The organism is Burkholderia sp. B10, assembly GCF_004368385.1.
GTDB classification, from domain to species: domain Bacteria; phylum Pseudomonadota; class Gammaproteobacteria; order Burkholderiales; family Burkholderiaceae; genus Burkholderia; species Burkholderia vietnamiensis.
This window is the reverse complement of record NZ_PQMX01000097.1, coordinates 1-18,556: the sequence shown is the minus strand read 5'-3', so window position 1 is coordinate 18,556 and position 18,556 is coordinate 1. Positions and strand designations below refer to the sequence as shown.

16 protein-coding genes are annotated in these 18,556 nt (G+C 67.9%); 11 read left to right on the top strand and 5 right to left on the bottom strand.

Going from position 1 to position 18,556, the window contains the following annotated elements; translation table 11 throughout:
- The first annotated feature begins 132 nt into the window (after positions 1-132).
- The 5 genes from cyoA to C3Y15_RS28700 are packed head-to-tail and all read left to right on the top strand — an operon-like array spanning position 133 to position 5,202.
- Positions 133-1,023: a ubiquinol oxidase subunit II gene (gene cyoA / locus C3Y15_RS28720; RefSeq protein ID WP_014723614.1), complete on the top strand. Its 891-nt coding sequence runs from the start codon at positions 133-135 to the stop codon at positions 1,021-1,023.
- A gap of 3 nt (positions 1,024-1,026) precedes the next feature.
- Positions 1,027-3,039, top strand: coding sequence for a cytochrome o ubiquinol oxidase subunit I (gene cyoB / locus C3Y15_RS28715; protein ID WP_011885985.1), 2,013 nt, complete (start codon positions 1,027-1,029; stop codon positions 3,037-3,039).
- Positions 3,039-3,650: a cytochrome o ubiquinol oxidase subunit III gene (gene cyoC / locus C3Y15_RS28710; RefSeq protein ID WP_011885984.1), complete on the top strand. Its 612-nt coding sequence runs from the start codon at positions 3,039-3,041 to the stop codon at positions 3,648-3,650. The genes cyoB and cyoC overlap by 1 nt, the downstream gene beginning before the upstream one ends.
- On the top strand, positions 3,651-3,983 hold the full coding sequence (cyoD, locus tag C3Y15_RS28705; RefSeq protein WP_011885983.1) for a cytochrome o ubiquinol oxidase subunit IV: 333 nt from the start codon (positions 3,651-3,653) through the stop codon (positions 3,981-3,983).
- 52 nt (positions 3,984-4,035) lie between these two features.
- Complete coding sequence (locus C3Y15_RS28700) at positions 4,036-5,202, top strand: fatty acid desaturase (protein WP_011885982.1); 1,167 nt, start codon at positions 4,036-4,038, stop codon at positions 5,200-5,202.
- Here the strand turns inward: C3Y15_RS28700 and fdhD are convergent.
- Positions 5,187-6,011 carry a formate dehydrogenase accessory sulfurtransferase FdhD gene (gene fdhD, locus C3Y15_RS28695; protein WP_011885981.1) on the bottom strand — a complete coding sequence of 275 codons (825 nt, stop codon included), beginning with the start codon at positions 6,009-6,011 and terminating at the stop codon, positions 5,187-5,189. The genes C3Y15_RS28700 and fdhD overlap by 16 nt on opposite strands.
- Before the next feature lie 118 nt (positions 6,012-6,129).
- Here fdhD and C3Y15_RS28690 point away from each other — a divergent pair, with 118 nt between their 5' ends.
- Positions 6,130-6,612, top strand: coding sequence for a nitrate reductase associated protein (locus C3Y15_RS28690; RefSeq protein ID WP_014723612.1), 483 nt, complete (start codon positions 6,130-6,132; stop codon positions 6,610-6,612).
- 34 nt (positions 6,613-6,646) lie between these two features.
- Here the strand turns inward: C3Y15_RS28690 and C3Y15_RS28685 are convergent, their stop codons facing one another.
- Positions 6,647-7,042, bottom strand: coding sequence for an acyl-CoA thioesterase (locus tag C3Y15_RS28685; protein ID WP_014723611.1), 396 nt, complete (start codon positions 7,040-7,042; stop codon positions 6,647-6,649).
- Between the two features lie 173 nt (positions 7,043-7,215).
- Between C3Y15_RS28685 and C3Y15_RS28680 the strand changes: the two genes are divergently transcribed.
- Positions 7,216-9,087, top strand: a complete 1,872-nt coding sequence (locus C3Y15_RS28680) for an ABC transporter ATP-binding protein/permease (protein WP_069246393.1) — start codon at positions 7,216-7,218, stop codon at positions 9,085-9,087.
- A 249-nt stretch (positions 9,088-9,336) separates the two neighbouring features.
- Here the strand turns inward: C3Y15_RS28680 and murU are convergent, their stop codons facing one another.
- Both murU and C3Y15_RS28670 read right to left on the bottom strand, forming a co-directional pair.
- Positions 9,337-10,056, bottom strand: a complete 720-nt coding sequence (gene murU, locus C3Y15_RS28675; RefSeq protein WP_046423983.1) for an N-acetylmuramate alpha-1-phosphate uridylyltransferase MurU — start codon at positions 10,054-10,056, stop codon at positions 9,337-9,339.
- A 22-nt stretch (positions 10,057-10,078) separates the two neighbouring features.
- Positions 10,079-11,128, bottom strand: coding sequence for a phosphotransferase (locus C3Y15_RS28670; protein WP_011885976.1), 1,050 nt, complete (start codon positions 11,126-11,128; stop codon positions 10,079-10,081).
- Positions 11,129-11,351: 223 nt separating this feature from the next.
- On the opposite strand from C3Y15_RS28670, the gene C3Y15_RS28665 reads away from it, so the two are divergent.
- The 4 genes from C3Y15_RS28665 to rsmA are packed head-to-tail and all read left to right on the top strand — an operon-like array spanning position 11,352 to position 16,999.
- On the top strand, positions 11,352-13,712 hold the full coding sequence (locus C3Y15_RS28665; protein WP_014723607.1) for an LPS-assembly protein LptD: 2,361 nt from the start codon (positions 11,352-11,354) through the stop codon (positions 13,710-13,712).
- Between the two features lie 51 nt (positions 13,713-13,763).
- On the top strand, positions 13,764-15,122 hold the full coding sequence (locus C3Y15_RS28660) for a peptidylprolyl isomerase (RefSeq protein ID WP_011885974.1): 1,359 nt from the start codon (positions 13,764-13,766) through the stop codon (positions 15,120-15,122).
- An 11-nt stretch (positions 15,123-15,133) separates the two neighbouring features.
- Complete coding sequence (gene pdxA, locus C3Y15_RS28655; RefSeq protein ID WP_011885973.1) at positions 15,134-16,120, top strand: 4-hydroxythreonine-4-phosphate dehydrogenase PdxA; 987 nt, start codon at positions 15,134-15,136, stop codon at positions 16,118-16,120.
- A gap of 48 nt (positions 16,121-16,168) precedes the next feature.
- Positions 16,169-16,999 carry a 16S rRNA (adenine(1518)-N(6)/adenine(1519)-N(6))-dimethyltransferase RsmA gene (gene rsmA, locus C3Y15_RS28650; RefSeq protein ID WP_034192693.1) on the top strand — a complete coding sequence of 277 codons (831 nt, stop codon included), beginning with the start codon at positions 16,169-16,171 and terminating at the stop codon, positions 16,997-16,999.
- Positions 17,000-17,305: 306 nt separating this feature from the next.
- Here rsmA and C3Y15_RS28645 read toward each other — a convergent pair whose 3' ends face one another.
- Entirely contained in the window at positions 17,306-18,241 is a 936-nt protein-coding gene (locus C3Y15_RS28645; RefSeq protein WP_011885971.1) for a DMT family transporter, read from the bottom strand.
- Positions 18,242-18,556 lie beyond the last annotated feature (315 nt).

Below are 18,556 nucleotides of genomic sequence, written 5' to 3'. Positions count from 1 at the left end.
CCTTGTCCGCCGTCAAGTTGCGCTGCCGCAAATTTCCGTACAGTTCGCGGTCGGGTCGCCGCGGCCGGCTGCGTCGCGCGACGGCGGCGCGCGACCGGTGGTACTCCTCAACGACAATCAGGCGAACGAACAATGATCGGACGAATCACCGGCGGGGCGCGTGCGGCACCCGCCATCGGGCTGCTGGCTGGACTCGCCGGATGCAGCGACCTCCACGTGCTCGATCCGAAGGGCGCCGTCGGCGTCGCGGAAAAGTCGCTGATCGCGACGGCCACGTGGACGATGCTGATCGTCGTGGTCCCGGTGATCCTGCTCACGCTGTGGTTTGCATGGCGCTATCGCGCATCCAACCGCAACGCGACCTACGCGCCGAACTGGTCGCACTCGACCGCGATCGAAGTCGTGATCTGGACGGTCCCGACGCTGATCATCCTGTTCCTCGGCGTGCTCACGTGGCGCACGACGCACGAACTCGACCCGTACCGGCCGCTCGAGTCGTCGGTCAAGCCGATCGACGTCGAAGTCGTCGCGCTCGACTGGAAGTGGCTGTTCATCTATCCGCAGCTCGGCATCGCGTCGGTGAACCAGCTCGCGATCCCCGTCGGCACGCCGGTGAACTTCCGCATCACGTCCGATTCGGTGATGAATTCGTTCTTCATCCCGCAACTCGGCACGCAGGTCTATGCGATGGCCGGCATGCAGACGCGCCTGCACCTGATCGCCGACGAAGCCGGCGACTACGCCGGCGTGTCCGCGAACTACAGCGGCCGCGGCTTCTCGGACATGAAGTTCCGCACGCTCGCCGAGCCGCGCGAGCAGTTCGACGCGTGGGTGCAGAAAGTGAAGGCGTCGGCGGACCGGCTCGACATGACCGCGTACGGCACGGTCGCGCAGCCGAGCGAGAAGGCGCCGGTGCGCTATTTCTCGTCGGTGGACCCGAAGCTGTTCCACAACATCATCGCGAAGTACAACAACGGCCATGTCCTCGATCCGAAGGACGCCGCCTGCACGACGAAGGGGTAACGCATGCTAGGCAAACTCACACTATCGGCGATCCCGTTCGATCAGCCCATCATCATGGGCGCGAGCGCGTTCATGGGGCTCGTCGTGCTCGGCATCGTCGCCGCGCTGACGGTGACCGGACGGTGGAAATGGCTGTGGAGCGAGTGGCTGACGTCGGTCGACCACAAGAAGATCGGCGTGATGTATCTGATCGTCGCGGTGCTGATGCTGCTGCGCGGCTTCGCGGACGCCGTGATGATGCGCCTGCAGCTCGCGCTCGCATACAACTCGCCCGGCTATCTGCCGCCGCATCACTATGACCAGGTCTTCACCGCGCACGGCGTGATCATGATCTTCTTCATGGCGATGGCGCTGCTGGTCGCGTTCTTCAACCTGATCGTGCCGCTGCAGATCGGCGCGCGCGACGTCGCGTTCCCGTTCCTGAATTCGCTGTCCTTCTGGATGACGGCGGTCGCCGCGATCCTGATGAACATCTCGCTCGTGATCGGCGAATTCGCGCAGACGGGCTGGCTCGCCTATCCGCCGCTGTCGGAGCTGCAGTTCAGTCCGGGCGTAGGGGTCGACTACTACCTGTGGGCGCTGCAGATCTCGGGCGTCGGCACGCTGATCACCGCGATCAACTTCTTCGTGACGATCGTCAAGATGCGCGCGCCCGGCATGACGCTGATGAAGATGCCGGTGTTCACGTGGACGGCGCTGTGCTCGAACGTGCTGATCATGGCGACGTTCCCGATCCTGACGGTCGCGCTCGCGCTGCTCGGGCTCGATCGCTACCTCGACATGCACTTCTTCACGAACGATGCCGGCGGCAACGCGATGCTGTACCTGAACCTGATCTGGGCGTGGGGCCATCCGGAGGTGTACATCCTCGTGCTGCCCGCGTTCGGCATCTATTCGGAAGTGATCGCGACCTTCGCGAAGAAGCCGCTGTTCGGCTACAAGACGATGGTCTACGCGTCGTGCGTGATCATGGTGCTCGCGTTCCTGGTGTGGCTGCATCACTTCTTCACGATGGGCTCGGGCGCCGACGTCAACGCGTTCTTCGGGATCATGACGATGGTCATCGCGATCCCGACCGGCGTGAAGATCTTCAACTGGCTGTTCACGATGTACCGCGGCCGCATCGAATTCACGACGCCCGTGCTGTGGACGATCGGCTTCATGGTGACGTTCACGCTCGGCGGGATGACCGGCGTGATGATGGCGATTCCGGGCGCCGACTTCGTGCTGCACAACAGCCTGTTCCTGATCGCGCATTTCCACAACGCGATCATCGGCGGCGTCGTGTTCGGCTACTTCGCAGGCGTGCATTACTGGTTCCCGAAGGTGTTCGGGTTCCGGCTCGACGAGAAGTTCGGCAAGCGCGCGTTCTGGTGCTGGTTCCTCGGCTTCTACGCATCGTTCGTGCCGCTGTACGTGCTCGGCTTCATGGGCATGACGCGCCGTCTGAACCACTACGACAACCCGGCATGGCATCCGTGGCTGGTGGCCGCCGCGTGCGGCGTCGTGCTGATCGCGCTCGGCGTGCTCTGCCAGGTCGCATCGGTGTGGGTCGGCTGGCGCAATCGTCACCAGCCGCAGTATCGCGACGCGACCGGCGACCCGTGGAACGGCCGCACGCTCGAATGGGCGACGTCGTCGCCGCCCGCGGTCTACAACTTCGCGGTGATCCCGAACGTGCACGAACTCGACGAGCTCGCGTATCGCAAGGCGAAGGGCCTCGGGCTCGGCCTCGGCAAGAACGTCCGCTACGACGACATTCACATGCCGTCGAACACGAGCGCGGGCTTCTTCGTCGGCATCTTCAGCCTGCTGCTCGGCTTCGCGCTCGTCTGGCACATCTGGTGGCTCGCGATCGCCGCGCTCGTCGGCATCGTCGCGACGGTGGTGCTGTACAGCGCGCAGGACAACGACGGCTATTACATTCCGGCGGACACCGTCCGCCGCATCGAGGAACAACGCGCGGGCGTGCAGCTCGGCGCCGCGGCGCCGGAAGTTGAACTGGAGACGAACTGATGTCGTATCAATCTCTGTCGGGCGCCGCCCCTCATGCGGCCGCGCACCACCATCCGCCGTCGCATTCGGTGTTCGGCTTCTGGCTGTACCTGATGACGGACTGCGTGATCTTCGCGTCGCTGTTCGCCACGTTCGCCGTGCTCGGCAACCAGTTCGCGGGCGGTCCGACCGCGAAGGACCTGTTCGACATTCCGGGCGTCGCGCTCGAGACGGCCGCGCTGCTGCTGTCGAGCATCACGTACGGCTTCGCGATGCTCGGCGCGCAGCGCCGCCGGCGCGGCGCCGTGTTCGTGTGGCTCGCGGTGACGTTCGTGCTGGGCGCCGCGTTTCTCGCGATGGAACTGCGCGAGTTCTCGCACCTGATCGCCGACGGCGCAGGCCCGCAGCGCAGCGCGTTCCTGTCGGCGTTCTTCGCGCTGGTCGGCACGCACGGGCTGCACGTGGCCGTCGGCCTGTTGTGGATGGTCGTGCTGGTCGTGCAGATGGCGCGCGGCTCGGGCATGACCGAGCGCGACGTGCGGCGCCTCACGTGCCTGAGCCTCTTCTGGCACTTTCTCGACATCGTCTGGATCTGCGTGTTCTCCTTCGTCTATCTCGCGAGCGTGATCTAAATGGCTCATTCGGAACTCATCCACCACGACGAAGCGCACGGCACGGCCCGTGGCTACGTCGTCGGCTTCGTGCTGTCGGTGCTGCTCACGGCAGCGTCGTTCGGGCTGGTGATGGCAGGCGTGCTCGCGCCGAAGGCGGCGGTCATCGCGCTCGCGGTGCTCGCGTTCGCGCAGATCCTCGTGCATCTGGTGTGCTTCCTGCACATGAACACCGCGTCGAGCCAGCGCTGGAACGTGATGGCGTTCAGCTATACGGTGCTGACCGCGCTGATCCTGATCGTCGGGACATTGTGGGTGATGCACAACGTCAGCATGAACATGATGTCGCGCTAAGCGGCGCGGCTTCTCCATTTCAGGCGCGCGTACCGCGCGCCTTCTCCGCATCATGAACAATCACGACACTCATACTCCGGTTCGCGCCGACGAGCCGATCCCGCATCGCAAGGTCATCCGCGCCTGGCTCGTGCCGTTCGCCACGCGCGAGATCGCGCGCCCGATCCTGCTGCTGGTGCTCGATTACCTGCTGCTGTTCGCCGCGTTCGCCGGCGCGCTGCTGCTCGGCTCGATCGTCGGCAAGATCGTCTGCGGGATGGCGGCCGGCTTCATCACCGGGCGACTGTTCATCATCGGGCACGACGCGTGCCATCAGAGCCTCACGCCGAACCGCGGGCTGAACCGCTGGCTCGGCCGCATCGCGTTTCTGCCGTCGCTGACGCCGTACAGCCTGTGGGAAGTCGGGCACAACGTCGTGCACCACGGCTATACGAACCTGAAGGGCTTCGACTTCGTCTGGGCGCCGCATACGCCGGCGGAGTTCGCCGCGCTGTCGCCGACGCGCCGGCTGCTCGATCGCATCTACCGGAGCGGCTGGGCGCCGGGCCTCTACTATCTCGTCGAGATCTGGTGGCTGCGGATGTACTTCCCGAGCCGCGGCTATATCGGCGCGTCGCGGCCGGTGTTCCGGCGCGACTGCCTGCTGGTGACGGCCTTCGCCGCCGTGTGGATCGCCGCCGTCGTCGCGGTCGCGCTGCGCACGCATCAATCGGTCGCGCTGCTGCTCGCGACCGGCGTGCTCGTGCCGTTCCTGTTCTGGTGTTCGATGATCGGCTTCGTCGTGTACGTGCACCATACCGACCCGCGCATCGCATGGCACGCGAACCGCGCCGAATGGTCGAACGCCGCGCCGTTCGTGTCGACCACGCTGCACCTGACGTTCCCGTTCGGCATCGGCGGCCTGCTGCATCACATCATGGAGCACACCGCGCATCACGTCGACATGAGCGTGCCGCTGTACCGGCTCAAGCCGGCGCAGACGAAGCTGGAAGACATGCTGCCCGGCCGGATCGTCGTGCAGCGCTTCAGCCTGCGCTGGTACTTCGACACGGCGCGCCGCTGCAAGCTCTACGACACCGACCTCAAGCTGTGGACCGACTATCGCGGCAAGCGCACGAGCGATGCGGCGCCCGAGGTGCGCACGGTGCAGCGTGCGGCGTCCGATGCGGCCGACACGGCGAACCATGCGCCGGCCGCGACCGCTCACGCGGTGCCGTAATCCACGTGGCCGGTCTCGCGGCAGAAGCTCACCAGCCGCAGGCCGGCCGTCTTTGCGATCGTGACCGCGAGCGACGACGGCGCCGAGATCGTCGCGACCATCGGAATGCCGACGCGCGCCGACTTGCGCACCAGTTCGTAGCTCGCGCGGCTCGACAGAAACACGAAGCCGTCGGTCAGGTCGGCGCGCGCGAGCACCAGCGAACCGATCAGCTTGTCGAGCGCGTTGTGGCGGCCGACGTCCTCGAACGCGGTGCGGATCGCGCCCGTTGCATCGCACCACGCGGCCGCATGCAGGCCGCCGGTCAGCTGCGTGAGCGCCTGATGGGCCGGTAGCGCGCGTGCGGCGCGCGCGAGCGCGTCGGGCGCGACGCGCGCGAGAAAGCCGGTGTCGGGCACGCGCTCCGGCGCGAGATCGAGCAGGTCGATGCTTTCGATGCCGCACACGCCGCAGCCGGTGCGGCCGGCGAGCGCGCGGCGCCGCTCCTTCAGCGCGGCGAACGCCTGCTGGACCACTTCGAGGTGCACCTGCGCATACGGCAGCGGCGCGTCGGCGTGCACGCTCACGTCGATGTCCTTGATGTCGCTGCCGCGCTCGACGATCCCTTCGGAGATCGCGAAGCCGACCGCGAACGCCTCGAGGTCGCGCGGCGTACACATCATCACCGCATGCGAGATGCCGTTGAAGACGAGCGCGACCGGCCATTCCTGGCCGACGTAATCGTGCGCGGCCTCGACCGCGCCGCCGCGCGTGCGACGCACCGGCAACTCGATCGCGCCGCGCGGTTCTTCTGTGTCAGTCGGATTCACGGGCACTCCGGTGGATGGGGCGGTTGCGGCGTCGATCATGTCGGCCGCGCGCGCCCGGAGGTTCTAAAATACCTCAGGCAGGCCGGCCGCGCCGGCATCCGACACTCAGGTAACGACCATGGGACTCAGCGACGCTCCGCTGCTATTCGATTTCGAACACGATTCGTCGGAAAACCTGACGTACATCCCGATGATCGTGCGCTTCAATCTCGACCGCTTCGGTCTACGCATCTCGCTCGAGCAGTGGCAGCTGCTGCCGCTGGAGGACCGCAAGCTGCTCGCACGCTTTCCCGCCGACGACGATACCGCGATCGAGCCCAATTTCGATCACGCGCTGTTCGAGATGCTGCGCACGCATGCCGATCTCGAGCCGTCGTGGTTCCAGCCGGACGAGCAGCCGGGCTGGCGCGACACCGGCTCGGTGCCCGACGCGCTGGTGCAGCAAAGCGCGCTGGCCGGGCTGCTGCCGCCCGCGCTGGCGCAGTGGCAGCAGCTCGCGCCGTTTCAGCGCTACGTGCTGATGAAGCTGTCGCGCAAGCCGACGCTGAACCACGATTTCGTGCCGGCGATGCGCGAGTTCGGGCTGGCGGCCGCGCGCTGACGCGCCTGCTGCGGCCCGTCGGCGCGGCTGCCGGTCACAGCGGCGGCAGCGGCCGCGGCTTGCGGTCGGCGCCGGTTGCGACGTAGGTGAGCGTGGCTTCGGTGACCTTCACGATTTCGCCCATCAGCCGCATGCGCTGCGCGTACACCTCGACGTCGACCGTCACCGACGTGTTGCCGGTGCGCATGATCGTCGCGTAGAAGCTCAGCACGTCGCCGACGAACACCGGCTGCTTGAACACGAACGAATTGACCGCGACCGTCGCGACGCGGCCGTTCGCACGCTGGCTCGCCGGAATCGAGCCGGCGATGTCGACCTGCGACATGATCCAGCCGCCGAACACGTCGCCGTGGACGTTGGCGTCGTGCGGTTGCGGGACGACGCGCAGGGCGGGCTGTTTCTGCGGGAGCTCGAGGATCGGATCGGTCATGGCGGGGGCTTTCATCCTGTAATAAATGCGCCGCCGCGCGCAGCCCGGCCGGCCGGGCCGCCGGCAGCGGCGCGTAGCGGCTTCTGCGACAATACAACGACCATAAATTGTACGAGAAAGCGGGCGAGCGGGCCGCCGCAGCCATGCGCCTCACGCCGCCGCCGATCCTCCCCATGCGCCGATATTCCGCTTCCGGCGAGCCCGCGCCGGCTCCCACCGGGCCCCGCAACGACTGGCAGACCATCCGCTCGCTGCTGCCTTACCTCGCGACCTACAAATGGCGCGTCGCGCTCGCGCTCGGCTGCCTGATCGGCGCGAAGGTCGCGAACCTCGGCGTGCCGGTCGTGATGAAGCGCATCGTCGATCATCTGTCCACCGTGCAGCAGCTCACCGCGCTCGGCCGCGCCGAGCAGTCGGCCGGCATCGTGCTCGCGGGCGGCGTCGGGCTGCTCGTGGTGGCCTATGCGCTGGTGCGGCTGTCGACGTCGCTGTTTACCGAGTTGCGCGAAATTCTGTTCTCGAAGGTGACCGAGAGCGCGGTGCGCCAGCTCGCGCTGCAGGTGTTCCGGCATCTGCACGGGCTGTCGCTGCGGTTCCATCTCGAACGCCAGACGGGCGGCATGTCGCGCGACATCGAGCGCGGCACCCGCGGCATTCAGCAGCTGATTTCCTATTCGCTGTACAGCATCCTGCCGACGCTCGTCGAGGTCGGCCTCGTGCTCGGCTTCTTCGTGGTCAAGTACGAAGCGTATTACGCGTACGTGACGTTCGCGGCGCTCGTCACCTACATCGTGTTCACCGTGAAGGTCACCAACTGGCGCACACACTTCCGCCGCACGATGAACGAGCTCGATTCGCGCGCGAACTCGCGGGCGATCGACTCGCTGATCAATTACGAAACGGTCAAGTACTTCGGCAACGAGGAGTGGGAGACGCAGCGCTACGACGAGAACCTGAAGCGCTACCGCCGGGCCGCGATCCGCTCGCAGAATTCGCTGTCGCTGCTGAACTTCGGGCAGCAGGCGATCATCGGCACGGGGCTCGTGTTCATCCTGTGGCGCGCGACGCAGGGCGTGCTGGCCGGCAAGCTGACGCTCGGCGATCTGGTGCTGATCAACACGTTCATGTTGCAGTTGTACATCCCGCTGAACTTTCTCGGCGTCGTCTATCGGGAGCTCAAGCAGAGCCTCACCGACATGGACCGGATGTTCGGGCTGCTGTCGGCTGCGAAGGAAGTCGCGGATCTGCCCGACGCGCGCGCGCTCGCGGTGGCCGGCGCGCAGGTGCGCTTCGAGCACGTGAACTTCGCATACGAGCCGGCGCGGCCGATCCTGCACGACGTGTCGTTCACGATCGATGCGGGCACGACGACCGCGGTGGTCGGCCATAGCGGGTCGGGCAAGTCGACGCTGTCGCGGCTGCTGTTTCGCTTCTACGACCTCGACCGGCACACGGGCGGCGCGATCCGGATCGACGGGCAGGACATCCGCGACGTCACGCAGGATTCGCTGCGCGCGTCGATCGGCATCGTGCCGCAGGACACCGTGCTGTTCAACGACTCGATCTACTACAACATCGCGTACGGCCGCCCGAGCGCGAGCCGCGACGAAGTGATCGCGGCCGCGCGCGCCGCGCACATCCACGACTTCATCGAAAGCCTGCCGAAGGGCTATGACACGCCGGTCGGCGAGCGCGGGCTGAAATTGTCGGGCGGCGAGAAGCAGCGCGTCGCGATCGCGCGTACGCTGCTGAAGAACCCGCCGATCCTGCTGTTCGACGAGGCGACTTCCGCGCTCGATTCGCGTTCGGAGCGCGCGATCCAGCAGGAGCTCGACCAGATCGCCCGGCACCGGACCACGCTGGTGATTGCGCACCGGCTGTCGACGGTCGTGCATGCGCAGCAGATTCTCGTGATGGACCGCGGGCGCATCGTCGAGCGCGGCACGCACGACGAACTCGTGCAAGCGGACGGGCTGTATGCGCAGATGTGGACGCTGCAGCAACAGCGTGCGGCGACGGGTGGGGAGGCGGCGGAGGCTGCTTGAGTTGTTGCTTGAGGTGTTGTTTGCGAGCGCGGATGTTGCGGTGCGTGCCGAGGGCGCGCGCTACGCTGCGGGCGGTGAGGCGGTGAGGCGGTGAGGCGGTGAGGCGGTGCGCCGTTATCGCCGCGTTGCCCGGCGCGGCGATCCGCGCCGATTCAAGGCCTGCCGGTGGTCGTCGACCGCCGGGACGATGTCACCGCATGCGGCACCCGCCCACCGCGTCGCGTCATGCCGCGCCGCCCCGCGTATCGATCAACCCCCGGCCCGCAGCCGCGCATCGAGCTCGCCGAGCTGCGCCGGCGTGCCGACGTTCTCCCACACGCCGTCGTACCGTTCGCCGGTCGCGCGGCCCGCTTCGATCGCCGCACGATAGTACGGCGTCAGCGCGCGCCGCGTGCCGGGTTCGAGATCGCGGAACATCCGCGTGTCGTACAGGCCGATGTTGCCGAACGTGAGCCGCGCGGGGCCGTCGAGCGACAGGCGGCCGTCGTCGCCGAGCGCGAAGTCGCCGGCCGGATGGAACGGCGGGTTCGGCACCATCACCAGGTGCATCGCGGGCGCTTCGAGCGCGGCCATCGGCGCCGCGCGCGACGCGAGCGTGCGGTAGTCGAATTCGCAGAACACGTCGCCGCTGACGGCGGCGAACACCGTCGGCCGGCCGTCGCGCTCGAGCAGCGGCAGCGCCTGCGCGATGCCGCCGGCGGTCTCGAGCGCTTCGCGCTCGGCCGAATACGCGAGCCGCACGCCCCAGCGCGAACCGTCGCCGAGCGCCGCCTCGACCTGCGCGCCGAGCCACGCGTGGTTGATCACGATCGTGTCGATGCCGGCGCGCGCGAGCGCCTCGATCTGCCAGACGATCAGCGGCTTGCCGCCGGCTTCGAGCAACGGTTTCGGGCGGGTGTCGGTCAGCGGGCGCATCCGTTCGCCGCGCCCGGCGGCGAAGATCATCGCGGTGGTCAGGGTCGTGCTCATGTTCGGCAGGTCGTGCGGGCGCTCAGAACGTGTAGCCGACATCGGCCGCGCCCTTGCCCTCGAGCTCGTCGAGCAGCTTCGCGAACGGCACGAGCGGACGGTAGCGCAGCGCGACCTTGCGCGCATAGGCGACGAAGCGCGGCAGGTCGGCCAGGTAATGCGGCTTGCCGTCGCGATAGTTGATCCGCGCGAACAGGCCGAGAATCTTGATGTGGCGCTGCAGCCCCATCCATTCGAGCTGACGGTAGAACTCGCCGAAATCCGGATCGACCGGCAGGCCGGCCTTCTTCGCCTTTTCCCAGTAGTACGCGAAGCAGTCGAGCTCGAACTCCTCGTCCCAGCTGATGAACGCGTCGCGCAGCAGCGACACGACGTCGTAGGTCAGCGGCCCGTACACGGCGTCCTGGAAGTCCAGCACGCCGGGGTTCGGCTCGCACACCATCAGGTTGCGCGGCATGAAGTCGCGCAGCATGAAGCCCTGCGGCTGCGCGCGGGCGCTCGCGATCAGCAGCGCGAACGTGCGGTCGAGCGTGCCGCGCATCGCGTCGTCGACCGGTTTGCCGAGGTGCCGGCCGATCAGCCATTCGGGCAGCAGCTCCATTTCGCGGCGCAGGAACGCCTCGTCGAACGGCGGCAGCACGTCGGGAGCCGACGCCAGCTGGAAGCGGATCAGCGCGTCGAGCGCGGCGCGCATCAGCCCGCGTGCGGCAGCCGGGTCCGCCGGATCGAGCACCGAGATGTACGACGTGCGGCCGAGGTCGGTCACGAGCATGAAGCCGGCGTCGAAGTCGTGGGCCAGTACCTCGGGCACGTGGTTGCCGGCCGCGGCGAGCAGTTGCGCGACCTGGACGAACTCACGGCACTTCTCGGGCGGCGGCGCGTCGACCGCGATCAGCGAGCCGCCCGGGCTGTTTGCCGACGCGACGCGGAAATAGCGGCGGAAACTGGCGTCCGAAGACGCGGGCGCGAGGGTGGACAGATCGAGCGCGTGGCGCTCGGCGAGCGGGCGCAGCCACGCGGTGAGCGCGTCGAGGCGGGCGTCGGGCTGGGATGCGGCGGATGGGGGCGTCATGAAACTCGGCGGAGGGGGGAACGTCTTGCCATATAATACCCCACGACTTTTTTGACGCGCCCCGCGTCAGCTTCCGCCGCACCGGCCAGTTGCCTGTCGCGCCGTCCGCCCGCTCGCCTTCCCGGTTTGCGCTCAGCCGCAGTCGCGGTGCGACGGTGCGGCCCGCCGAGCGCGGCGGTGCCGTGCAGCGACGGTTGACAAGGGGCGATTCGCCAAACGATAGATGCCGCCCAAACCGCTATTCCCGAATGTCTTCCCCGGTGACGGGGCGCCGCGCAAAAGGCGGCTCGCGCTCGCGCTCCTGGCCGTGCCCGGCCTCGTGCCGGCCGTGTCGTACGCGCAGTTGTCGGGCGCGGCCGCGCAACCGCAGCCGCTCGGCTCGCCGTGGGACCTGCGCCTCGCCCCGCAGCTCGAGGATCACCCGCTGAAGGACGGCGCGAAGCCGGCCGCCTTCGTGATCGCCGACCACACGAGCGGCACGGCCGAGCAGGATCTGGCCGCGAAGGGCTCGGCCGAGCTGCGCCGCGGCGACGCGGTCGTGAAGGCCGACGCGATCCACTACGATCAGGACACCGACATGGCCGACGCGTACGGCCAGGTGAGGGTGATCAACGGCGGCACGTCGTTCGCTGGCCCCGAGGCGCATCTGAAGGTCGAGGCGAACCAGGGCTTCATGACGGCGCCGAAGTACCACTTCAACGTGACGGGCGGCTCGGGCAGCGCGGAGCGCGTCGACCTGCTCGACAGCGAGCGCTCGGTGTTCGTGAACGGCACCTACACCGCGTGCCAGTGCGCGACCGATCCCGCGTGGTACATCAAGGGCAGCCGCTTCGACTTCGACACCGGCGCCGACGAAGGCACCGCGCGCAACGGCGTGCTGTTCTTCCAGGGCGTGCCGATCTTCGCGAGCCCGTGGCTCACGTTCCCGCTGTCGGGCGACCGGCGCAGCGGCCTGCTGCCGCCGACCTTCTCGATGAACTCGAACAACGGGTTCGAGCTGTCGCTGCCGTACTACTTCAACATCGCGCCGAACCGCGACCTGACGATCACGCCGCGCATCATCTCGCGGCGCGGCGTGCAGACGGAAGCGACGTTCCGCTATCTATCGCCGTCGTACTCGGGCACGTTCACGGCCAACTACCTGCCGGACGACCGCCTCGCGCATCGCAACCGCTACGCGATCTACTGGCAGCACCAGCAGAACTTCGGCAGCGGTTTCGCCGGCTACGTCTACTACAACAAGGTCTCGGACAATACCTATCCCGAAGACCTTGGGTCGATGAACCAGTTCATCAACGGGACGCAGACGCTGTACCAGCAGGAAGCCGGCATCACGTACAACAAGGGTCCGTGGTCGGTGCTCGCGCGCTACCAGCACTGGCAGACGCTGCCGCCGTCGATCTCGCCGTACAGCCGCGAGCCGCAGTTGAACGTGAAGTACACGAAGTACAACATCGGCGGCTTCGACTTCGGCGCGGAAGCCGACTATTCGCGCTTTCGCATCACGACCGCCGATTCGACCGAAGGCGACCGGATCGTCTTCAATCCGTACATCGCCTACGGCGTGTACGGGCCCGGCTACTTCGTCGTGCCGAAGGTCCAGTACCACCTCGCGTCGTACGACCTGAACCATCTGTCGTCGAGCACGCCGAACAGCCCGAAGCACTTCACCGAGTCGATCCCGACCGTGAGCTTCGACTCGGGCCTGATCTTCGACCGCTCGGTCCACCTGTTCGGCCAGGACTTCATCCAGACGCTCGAGCCGCGCCTGTACTACGTCTACACGCCGTATCGCGACCAGTCGAACGCGCCGCTGTTCGATACCGCCGAGTCGGACTTCGGGCTCGCGGAGATCTACCAGCCGAACACGTTCGTCGGCAACGACCGGATCGCGGACGCGAACCGGATCACGGCCGGCCTGACCTCGCGCTTCATCGATCCGCGTACCGGCGACGAGCGCGCGCGCTTCGTGGTCGCGCAGCAGTACTACTTCGCCAATCAGCGCGTGGCGCTGAACTCGAACCAGAGCGGCGTGCTGGCGCGCCATTCCGACCTGATCGTCGGCGCGGCGCTGAAGCTCGGCTCCGGCTTCATGTCGGAGACGGCGTTCCAGTACAACCAGAACAACAACCAGCTCGTGAAGTCGAGCATCGGTTTCGGCTTCAGCCCGGGCGAGCGCCGCGTGATCAACGTCGGCTACCGCTATACGCGCTCGAACACGACGCTCGACAACCAGCCGATCAACCAGTTCCTGGTGTCCGCGCAATGGCCGCTCACGCGGCGCCTGTATGCGGTCGGCCGCTTCAACTACGACCTGGCCGCCGATCGGGTCGTCGACGGTCTGCTCGGCTTACAATACGACGCGGATTGCTGGGCGCTCGGCGTCGGGATCCAGCGGTACGCGAACGGCGTGAACACGTCGGGGCAGCAGAACTCGTCGACGCGCTTCATGATGCAGCTCACGTTGAAGGGGCTGTCGAGCATCGACAACGGGCTCGTCGCCGCCTTCCGCGCCGGCGTGCCGGGCTACCAGCCGCTGCCGTCTGCGCCGCCGCCGATGTCCCGCTTCAGCAACTACGAGTAACGCCGGCTTGTCCGCACCGGTCAGCACGCTTTCAATGGAGTATCAGTGGCAATGAAGAAAACCCTTCGTTTCGCGGCAGTCGTGTCCAGCCTCGCCGCGTCCGCCGCGCTGCTCGCCGCTGCGCCGGCCGCGGCGCAGGCGCTCGGTTCGCAAGGCGCGCAACTGACCGACGAAGTCGTCGCGGTCGTCAACAACGACGTGATCACGGGCCGCGAACTCGACCAGCGGGTCGGCCTGATCGCGCGCCGGCTGCAGCAGCAGAACGCGCCCGTGCCGCCGGCCGAACAGTTGCGTGCGCAGGTGCTGAACCAGATGGTGCTCGAGCGCATCCAGGTGCAGAAGGCGAAGGACGACGGCATCCGCATCGACGACGCCACCGTGCAGTCCACGCTGCAGCGCCTCGCACAGGCGAACGGCATGACGCTCGACCAGTATCGCGCGCGCCTGGAGGCGCAAGGCGTGCCGTGGAGCGTCTTCACGAGCGATGCGCGCACCGAGCTGATGCTGTCGAAGCTGCGCGAGCGCGAGGTCGACGGCAAGATCACCGTGTCGGACGCCGAGGTCGCGAACTACATCGCGAGCCAGCGCGGGCCGAACGCGTCGCAGCAGCAGGATCTGCGCTTCCAGCACATCTTCATCAAGGCGCCCACCAACGCGCCGCAAGCCGACATCGAAGCCGCGCAGAAGAAGGCCGAGGCGCTGCTGCAGCAAGCGACGTCGGGCGCCGATTTCGAGAAGCTCGCACGCAACAATTCGGAAGCGAACGACGCGAAGAAGGGCGGCGACCTCGGCTTCAAGGCACCGAGCACGCTGCCGCCTGACGTCGTCGCGGCCGCGTCGAAGCTGCGTCCCGGCCAGGTCAATCCGACGCTGATCCGCGTGCCGGACGGCTTCGAGATCATCCGGCTGGTCGATCGCCGCCAGAGCCAGGGCGCGAGCGCCGCGGCGCCGAAGATCGTGCAGACGCACGTGCGCCACATCCTGCTGCGCGTCGGCGAAGGCAAGTCGGAAAACCAGGCGCGCCAGCAGCTGCTCGACATCCGCAAGCAGGTCGAGGCCGGCGGCGATTTCGCGAAGTTCGCGCGCACTTACTCGCAGGACGGGTCGGCGTCGCAGGGCGGCGATCTCGGCTGGATCAGCCCGGGCGAGACCGTGCCGGAATTCGAGCGCGCGATGAACAACCTGCAGGACGGCCAGATCAGCCAGCCGGTGCGCACCGAGTACGGCTATCACCTGATCCAGGTGATCGACCGGCGCGAGGCCGAAGGGTCGGTGCAGCAGCAGATGGACATCGCCCGCCAGGCGATCGGCCAGCGCAAGGCCGAGCAGGCATATGCCGACTGGCTGCGCGAGCTGCGCGACTCGTCGTACGTGCAGTACAAGATCGACGGCGTCGGGCCGGCGAACTGAGCGAGCTTCAGATGACGGCAGCCGCGTTGCAGATCGCGATCACGACTGGCGAGCCCGCGGGCGTCGGCCCTGAGCTGACCGTGCAGGCGTTGCAGGATGCCGCGCGGCGCTGGCCGGACGCGCAGTTCACCGTGCTCGGCGACGCCGCGCTGCTCGACGCACGCGCGGCGGCCGTCGGCGCCGACCGTGCGGTGCTCGCGGGCGGCCCGGTGTCGGTGCAACATCATCCGCTCGCGGCGCCCGCGCACGCGGGCACGCTGGACGCGGCCAACGGCCGCTACGTGCTCGCGCTGCTCGATGCGGCGATCGACGGCGCGCTGGCCGGCCGCTACGACGCGATCGTCACGGCCCCGCTGCAAAAGAGCACCATCAACGATGCCGGCGTACCGTTCACCGGCCATACCGAATACCTGGCCGAACGCACGCACACGCCGCGCGTCGTGATGATGCTGGCCGGTACCGGCGAGCGGCCGCTGCGCGTCGCGCTCGCGACCACGCATCTGCCGCTGAAGGACGTGTCGGCCGCGCTGACGATCGACGGGCTCGTCGACACGCTCGCGATCATCGATCGCGACCTGCGGCGCGACTTCGGCCTCGCGGCGCCGCGCATCCTCGTGACGGGGCTGAACCCGCACGCCGGGGAGAACGGCTATCTCGGCCGCGAGGAGATCGACGTGATCGCGCCGGCGCTGGCCCGCGCGAGCGAGCGCGGCATCGATGCGCGCGGCCCGTATCCGGCCGACACGCTGTTCCAGCCGCGCTATCTGGCCGGCGCCGATTGCGTGCTGGCGATGTTCCACGATCAGGGCCTGCCCGTGCTGAAGTATGCGACCTTCGGCGAGGGCATCAACGTCACGCTCGGGCTGCCGATCATCCGCACGTCGGTCGATCACGGCACCGCGCTGGATCTGGCCGGCACCGGCCGCGCCGATCCTGGCAGCATGGTCGCCGCGCTCGACACGGCCGTCACGATGGCGCGCCATCGCCGCGCATCCTGACGCGCGCAGTCCCACCTCATTCGTCGCATTTTTGGTTTTTCTCAGTCGATGTCGAACAGCAGACAGCACCAAGGCCACTTCGCGCGCAAGCGCTTCGGGCAGAACTTCCTCGTCGATCACGGCGTGATCGACTCGATCGTCGCGACGATCGGCCCCGTGCGCGGCCAGCGGATGGTCGAGATCGGCCCGGGCCTCGGCGCGCTGACCGAGCCGCTGATCGCGCGCGTCGCCACGCCGGAGTCGCCGCTGCACGCAGTCGAGCTCGACCGCGACCTGATCGGGCGCTTGCAGCAGCGCTTCGGCGCGCTGCTCGAACTGCACGCGGGCGATGCGCTCGCGTTCGACTTCGGCTCGCTCGCGGCGCCGGGCGACGCGCCGTCGCTGCGAATCGTCGGCAACCTGCCGTACAACATTTCGAGCCCGCTGCTGTTCCATCTGATGACGTTCGCGCCTGTCGTGATCGACCAGCATTTCATGCTGCAGAACGAAGTGGTCGAGCGGATGGTCGCGGAGCCGGGCACGAAGGCGTTCTCGCGGTTGTCGGTGATGCTGCAGTACCGCTACGTGATGGACAAGATGCTCGATGTGCCGCCGGAATCGTTCCAGCCGCCGCCGAAGGTCGATTCGGCGATCGTGCGGATGATTCCGTACGCACCGCACGAACTGCCGGACGTCGATCCGGTGCTGCTCGGCGAACTCGTCACGGCCGCGTTCTCGCAGCGCCGCAAGATGCTGCGCAACACGCTCGGCGAGTATCGCGACACGATCGATTTCGACGCGCTCGGCTTCGATCTGGCGCGGCGCGCGGAGGACGTGAGCGTGGCCGAATATGTCGGCGTCGCGCAGGCGCTTGCCCGCGCGCGCAACGTCGCGCAGTGACGCAAGCGCACGGGCGACCGTGCGCGGGTTCGGGGTTCGGAAGGCTGCCTTTGAGGGTGGCCTTTTTGTTTTTGGGGCGGATGCGGCGTGCTGGCTGCGGCGTTTGCGGATGCAGATGGGGTGGCGGGTGTGGTCGCGGCTACTGTTGAGGCTGCGGATGCGATGACGCATGCGGCTGAGCTACCGTTCCAGTCCCAGTCCCAGTCGTGGTCCCAGTCTTGGTCTTGGTCGTCGCCTCCGCCTTCGCCTTCGTCGCGACCGGCGCGATCAGCGCCTTTGACCCCTCCGGCTCGCCGCCAAGCCCCGCTACGCGCGCCGACGCGCCGGTGCGTTGACCAGCGCGATGCCCGTCAGCACGAGCGCCGCGGCCGACATGAAGCGCCAGCCGACCGATTCGCCGAGCAGCAGCACGCCGAACGCGACGCCGAACAGCGGCGACAGGAACGTGAACACCGACAGCCGCGACGCGCTGTAGCGGGTCAGCAGCCAGAACCACGACAGATAGCTGACGAACGCGACGATCACCGACTGATACGCGAGGCTCGCGAGCGCGAGCGGTGTGACGCGCGCGAACGAGATCTGGCCGAGCAGCGCGGCGAGCGCGAGCAGCACGGCAGCCGACACCGCGAGCTGGTAGAACAGCGTCTTGCTGGCGCTGACGCGGGCGAGCGACGTCGAGCGCACGACGACCGTCGTCGCGGCCCACATCGCGCCGCCGAGAATGCCGAGTGCATCGCCGGCCAGCCCCGCGAGCACCGACGTGCCTGGCGCGCGCGGTTTCAGGAAGCCGTCCGCGAACGCGAGCGCGATGCCGGCGAACGCGAGGCCGACGCCGGCCCACTGTATCCGCTGCAGCCGCTCGCCGGGCGCGAACAGATGCAGGCCGAGGGCCGTGAAGCACGGCGCGGTGTACAGGAAGATCGCCATGTGCGACGCGCTCGTCAGCGTCAGCCCGAAGAACACACAAACGAACTCGCCGGCGAATAGCGCGCCGGCCGCGATGCCGGGCCCGAGCGTGCCGTCCGCGCGGAACAACGGCGTGCCGCGCGAGCGTGCCCAGCCCCATAGCAGCAGCGCGGCGATCACCGAGCGCAGCCCGGCCTGGAACATCGGCGCAATCGCGGCGTTGGTGCTCTTGATGGCGACTTGCTGGAAGCCCCAGATCGCGCACAGCAGCAGCATCACGCCGACCGCGCGTGCGTCCAGCGCGCCGCGCGTCGGCGATGCGGCGAGCGCGCTCATCGGCGGACCTCGCCGGCGTGACGCAGGACGGGCAGCGAACGAGACGGGCAGACGGCGCGTTGTTGGCGAACGAGTTGGCGATTTCGCACGGCGGGCAATGTGGCTGAATGGGAAGAGGCGGCGCGGGCCGGCGGCGGGCGGATGCCCACGTTTGGTGCGACGTGCGACGATGTTACCCGATCGATGGACTTGCCGGCGAGCCTCCGGCGGAGCGGTGCCGGTCCGCGCGTGGGCGCAGGCGGTCGGGTGATGGTCTCAAGCACGTCCGAACGCCGCCCAAAATCCCGCCCGATCGCCCCGGAACCGTGACAGCAC

Excerpts from the sequence above, each read along its gene's own strand:
- C3Y15_RS28665 (WP_014723607.1), top strand. The coding sequence starts at position 11,352 with ATGCCGCCCAAACCGCTATTCCCGAATGTCTTCCCCGGTGACGGGGCG.
- rsmA (WP_034192693.1), top strand. The coding sequence starts at position 16,169 with ATGTCGAACAGCAGACAGCACCAAGGCCACTTCGCGCGCAAGCGCTTC.
- cyoD (WP_011885983.1), top strand. The coding sequence starts at position 3,651 with ATGGCTCATTCGGAACTCATCCACCACGACGAAGCGCACGGCACGGCC.
- C3Y15_RS28670 (WP_011885976.1), bottom strand. The coding sequence starts at position 11,128 with ATGACGCCCCCATCCGCCGCATCCCAGCCCGACGCCCGCCTCGACGCG.
- murU (WP_046423983.1), bottom strand. The coding sequence starts at position 10,056 with ATGAGCACGACCCTGACCACCGCGATGATCTTCGCCGCCGGGCGCGGC.
- C3Y15_RS28690 (WP_014723612.1), top strand. The coding sequence starts at position 6,130 with ATGGGACTCAGCGACGCTCCGCTGCTATTCGATTTCGAACACGATTCG.
- C3Y15_RS28700 (WP_011885982.1), top strand. The coding sequence starts at position 4,036 with ATGAACAATCACGACACTCATACTCCGGTTCGCGCCGACGAGCCGATC.
- C3Y15_RS28645 (WP_011885971.1), bottom strand. The coding sequence starts at position 18,241 with ATGAGCGCGCTCGCCGCATCGCCGACGCGCGGCGCGCTGGACGCACGC.
- cyoA (WP_014723614.1), top strand. The coding sequence starts at position 133 with ATGATCGGACGAATCACCGGCGGGGCGCGTGCGGCACCCGCCATCGGG.
- C3Y15_RS28685 (WP_014723611.1), bottom strand. The coding sequence starts at position 7,042 with ATGACCGATCCGATCCTCGAGCTCCCGCAGAAACAGCCCGCCCTGCGC.
- cyoC (WP_011885984.1), top strand. The coding sequence starts at position 3,039 with ATGTCGTATCAATCTCTGTCGGGCGCCGCCCCTCATGCGGCCGCGCAC.
- C3Y15_RS28660 (WP_011885974.1), top strand. The coding sequence starts at position 13,764 with ATGAAGAAAACCCTTCGTTTCGCGGCAGTCGTGTCCAGCCTCGCCGCG.
- C3Y15_RS28680 (WP_069246393.1), top strand. The coding sequence starts at position 7,216 with ATGCGCCGATATTCCGCTTCCGGCGAGCCCGCGCCGGCTCCCACCGGG.
- pdxA (WP_011885973.1), top strand. The coding sequence starts at position 15,134 with ATGACGGCAGCCGCGTTGCAGATCGCGATCACGACTGGCGAGCCCGCG.
- cyoB (WP_011885985.1), top strand. The coding sequence starts at position 1,027 with ATGCTAGGCAAACTCACACTATCGGCGATCCCGTTCGATCAGCCCATC.